This window comes from Microbacterium sp. ISL-103 (assembly GCF_018613995.1).
In the GTDB taxonomy this organism is placed as follows: domain Bacteria; phylum Actinomycetota; class Actinomycetes; order Actinomycetales; family Microbacteriaceae; genus Microbacterium.
The window spans coordinates 1-4,146 of record NZ_JAGGPD010000181.1; the positions used below are offsets into that span (position 1 = coordinate 1).

Annotated in this window: 5 protein-coding genes; 4 read left to right on the forward strand and 1 reads right to left on the reverse strand. The window is 68.0% G+C overall.

All coding sequences use genetic code 11. From position 1 onward, the window contains the following. Positions 1–204 precede the first annotated feature (204 nt). The 3 genes from J7E68_RS07525 (at position 205) to J7E68_RS07535 (ending at position 1,596) form a co-directional block, all read left to right on the forward strand. Positions 205–711 carry a GNAT family N-acetyltransferase gene (locus J7E68_RS07525; protein ID WP_215171351.1) on the forward strand — a complete coding sequence of 169 codons (507 nt, stop codon included), beginning with the start codon at positions 205–207 and terminating at the stop codon, positions 709–711. Positions 712–816: 105 nt separating this feature from the next. After that, positions 817–1,116 carry a Fe-S cluster assembly protein HesB gene (locus tag J7E68_RS07530; RefSeq protein ID WP_215171353.1) on the forward strand — a complete coding sequence of 100 codons (300 nt, stop codon included), beginning with the start codon at positions 817–819 and terminating at the stop codon, positions 1,114–1,116. 135 nt (positions 1,117–1,251) lie between these two features. Next, positions 1,252–1,596 (forward strand): LysR family transcriptional regulator, encoded by a 345-nt coding sequence (locus J7E68_RS07535; protein ID WP_215171355.1) that lies wholly within the window; start codon positions 1,252–1,254, stop codon positions 1,594–1,596. A 2-nt stretch (positions 1,597–1,598) separates the two neighbouring features. Here J7E68_RS07535 and J7E68_RS07540 read toward each other — a convergent pair whose 3' ends face one another. Next, complete coding sequence (locus J7E68_RS07540) at positions 1,599–3,263, reverse strand: ABC-F family ATP-binding cassette domain-containing protein (RefSeq protein WP_215171356.1); 1,665 nt, start codon at positions 3,261–3,263, stop codon at positions 1,599–1,601. A 109-nt stretch (positions 3,264–3,372) separates the two neighbouring features. Here J7E68_RS07540 and J7E68_RS07545 point away from each other — a divergent pair, with 109 nt between their 5' ends. Then, complete coding sequence (locus J7E68_RS07545; RefSeq protein ID WP_215171359.1) at positions 3,373–4,038, forward strand: hypothetical protein; 666 nt, start codon at positions 3,373–3,375, stop codon at positions 4,036–4,038. The last annotated feature ends 108 nt before the right edge of the window (positions 4,039–4,146 follow it).

Sequence of the window (4,146 nt, forward strand, 5' to 3'; positions counted from 1 at the left end):
CGAGGGTCGGCGATGCGGTGAACCCCTTCTCGGCGTTCTGACGCCTGGTCGTCTTCGCGCCCCGCTTCGAGGAGCTCTCGGTCGGGGTCTTCTTCTTCTCAGCCATGGGTGTCCTCCTGGTCTCGGATCTGCGACGTTAGCGCCCCGCGCGGTCGGTGATCGAGGGGGTTGACAGTGCACCCGGTCTCGTCGGATCGTGGCGCAGTGACGACATCAGAGACACCCCAGAACCAGGAAGACGACGGGCCCGAGATCGTGATCGCTCCGATCACCGAATCGGATGCGGGCGAGGTGCTCACCCTGCAGCGCGCGGCTTTCGTCTCGGAGGCGCAGATCTACGGGAGCGCCGACATGCCTCCCCTGACGCAGACCCTGCCCGAGGTCGAGGCCGAGCTGCGGTCAAGCAGCGGCCTGGCCGCACGCGTCGACGGACGACTCGTGGGAGCGATCCGATACACGGAAGCCGACGGAGTGCTTCTGATCGGCCGCATCGCCATCGCACCCGACACACAGGGCGAGGGCATCGGACGCTCGCTTCTCGCTGCGGCGGAGCGCTCGTCGTCGGCCCGCGTCGCCGAACTGTTCACGGGCAGTCTGAGCGAAGCCAACATCCGCCTCTACGAGGCGTGCGGGTACGCCGTGGCCGAGCGGATACCGCAGGGAGACGGCACTGAGCAGGTGTTCCTGAGAAAACCTCTGCATCAGGTGTGAGACCCCTCAGAAACGGGCGCGTCGGGTTGAATCGCCTCGGCGAGTGCGGAATCGTGGCCCGTCACGCCGCACCCGCGTCGTGATCGCAACCGGAAGGAGAGTCTCGTGCTCACCCTCACCGATAACGCCACCGCAATCGTGAACACCCTCGTCAGCCGTCAGACCGACGCAAGCGACGCAGGGCTCCGGATTCACTCCACGCCCGCACCAGGGCCCAACGGCGGCGCACGCCTCGCCGTCCTGGTGACGCCCGACCCTGAGCCCGCAGACCAGGTGGTCGAGGTCTCGGGCACGCGTCTCTTCCTCGATGAGACGGCAGCCACCGCTCTCGACGACAAGATCCTCGACGCGGGAGTCGACGACGAGGGTTCGGTGTCCTTCGCCGTCCTCCCCCAGGCCGTCTAGACGCCTGAATCACGACCACCGGATGCCGCGGCTCGAGGAGCCGCGGCATCCGTGCGTCTGGGGTGGTGGCCGCTGCTCGCGTAGGTTAGAAGAAGAGCGGTGATCGTCGCCGCTCGAGAAGGACCGTTCACCCGCATGAAGTTGGCACTGCTCCGTCGGTACGTCGTCCTCGCTGAGACGCTGCACTTTCCTCGCGCCGCGAAAGAGCTGGGCATCCCGCTCGCCTCGCTGTACACCTCGATCGACAAGCTCGAAGAAGAAGTCGGCCACACGCTCGTGAACCGCGAGGGAACGGTGCGACTGACGAGTGTCGGCGAGCTGCTGCTCGTCGAGGCCCGTGAGACCGTGGCGGCCGCGCCTCCGCCCGCGCCCAAGACCGCAGCCCCCGCAGGCGGCAAGGCGAAGGCCTCCAAGGGCAAAGGACGCGCGCCCGTCGTGAAGGGTCAGCCCAAACCGTACAAGAAGCGCCAGGGCCGCTGACCTCAGCCTTCCGAGACCTGCCCGCCTTCGACGCTCCAGCGACGATTCGTCTGCACCGCGTCGAGCATCCGCCGATCGTGGGTCACCAGCAGCAACGTGCCGGTGTACGACTCGAGCGCCTGTTCCAGCTGCTCGATCGCCGGCAGATCCAGGTGGTTGGTCGGTTCGTCGAGCACCAGCAGATTGATGCCCTTCGCCTGCAGCAACGCGAGCGCCGCTCGTGTGCGCTCGCCCGGCGACAGCTCGCCGACCGGGCGCGTGACGTGATCTGCGCGCAGCCCGAACTTGGCTAACAGCGTCCGCACCTCTGCCGATGACATCTCGGGGACCAGCGCCTCGAAGGCGTCGGCGAGGGCTGAGTCGCCGGTCAGGAGCGAGCGCGCCCGGTCGATCTCGCCGATCTGCACGCTGCTGCCCAGTGCCGCGGTGCCCTGCTCCGGCGCCTGCCTGCCGAGCAGCGCCCGCAGAAGAGTCGACTTCCCCGCACCGTTCGGACCGGTGATCCCGATGCGATCGCCCACGTCGACCTGCAGCGACACCGGCCCCAGGGTGAAATCCCCCTGCCGGAAGACCGCGGAGTTCAGCGTCGACACGACGGTGCTCGAACGAGGCGCCGAGCCGATCGTGAACTCCAGCTGCCACTCCTTGCGAGGTTCCTCGACTTCGTCGAGACGCGCGATGCGACTCTCCATCTGTCGCACCTTCTGGGCCTGCTTCTCGCTGGACTCGGTCGCCGCCTTGCGCAGGATCGTGTCGTTGTCGGGAGCCTTCTTCATGGCGTTTCGCACGCCCTGACTCGACCACTCGCGCTGCGTACGGGCGCGGGCGACGAGATCGGCCTTCTTGTCGGCGAACTCGTCGTACTTCTCCCGCAGATGACGACGCACGACGGCGCGCTCCTCAATGTACGCGTCGTATCCGCCGCCGTAGAGCCGGTGGGTGTTCTGAGCGAGATCGAGCTCGAGCACCCGCGTGACGCTGCGCGCCAGGAACTCCCTGTCGTGGCTGACGAGCACCGCGCCCCCGCGCAGGCCGCGGACGAAGGACTCGAGCCGGTCGAGACCATCGAGGTCGAGGTCATTGGTGGGCTCGTCGAGGAAGACGATGTCGAAGCGCGACAGCAGCAGCGCGGCGAGCCCCACCCGCGCCGCCTGCCCTCCCGAGAGTCCGGTCATCTGGGCATCCGCCGCGACGCCTCCTCCGGTCGGGAGTCCGAGGTCGGCGAGCACCGCAGGAATGCGCTCGTCGAGATCCGCTGCGCCGCTGGCCAGCCAGCGACCGAGTGCCTCGGAGTAGGTGTCTGCGGGGTCGGTGCCGGCAGGTGCGAGCGAGGGATCGCCGAGAGCTGCGGCTGCGGCATCCATCTCGCGCGTCGCTGCTGCGCAGCCCGTGCGGCGGGCGATGTACTCGGAGACCGTCTCGCCATCGACTCGCTCGTGCTCCTGCGGCAGCCAGCCGACGAAGGCGTCTGTCGGGGCGAGTGAGACGCTGCCGTCGGCCGGTGCGTCGACCCCGGCGAGAATGCGCAGCAACGTCGACTTGCCAGCTCCGTTCGCTCCGACGACGCCGATGACGTCTCCGGGAGCGACAGTGAGATCGAGGGCGTCGAACAGGATGCGATGACCGTAGCCACCTGCCAGATTCTGGGCGACGAGCGTGGCGGTCATCCCTCAATCATCTCAGGCGAGCAGTGGGATCGCAGACGCCGGTCACGAAATCGGAACGGTGGGCATGGCCGCCGTCGCCCGGAGATCGGCGACTTATACGATCAGTGGCATGCGCCGTCACACACCGATCCTCCTCACTCTCTCCGTCGCGGCGCTGCTGCTGTCGGCCTGCGCACCGGAGCCGGCGCCCCAGGCATCGACGCCATCGCCGAGTGCTCCGACGACTCCCAGCCCGACGCCCGCAGAACCCGCACCCGCACACCTCGTCGTGACGATCGACGGCGTCGAGTTCGTCGACGGAGACGAGACGGCGACAGCCGGCTTCGACGATGCCGCGGCGGTGCTCGCTCTGCTCGAGGAGGCGACGGGTGAGGCACCGGCCCTGACCGAGCTGCAGGACCCGCCCGGGTATGAGACGAACCTCGTGAGCTATGACTGGGACGGCCTCAGCGTGGTGACGGATGAGGGCGGGGAGGGCACGTTCTCGCGGATCCTCGTCGATGCGGCGACCGTGGGAGATCTCCCCATCGCCTCGGCTGAGGGCCTGACGATCGGCTCGACGCGTGATGAGGTCATCGCGGCGCAGGGGTGGGATGTGGGCGATGCCGACAACGACGGCGTCCCCGACTATCTCGGAGTGGGCGAGCAGGAGGTTCCGGGCACCACGTCACTGAGCCGTCCGGGCGAGACGGGCATCCAGTTCCTGCTGTTCACCCTCACGGAAGACTCCGTGACCCAGATCAACGCACCGGCCGACGACTTCAGCGATCTCTGACCGGCGACTGTCGAGACTCGTACCCACGAGGCGAATCCCTCAGAGCGCGACCTGGTCGTGCGTGGCGATCGCGAACTCCTGCCCCGGATACCGCAGGCCCGAGAAGTA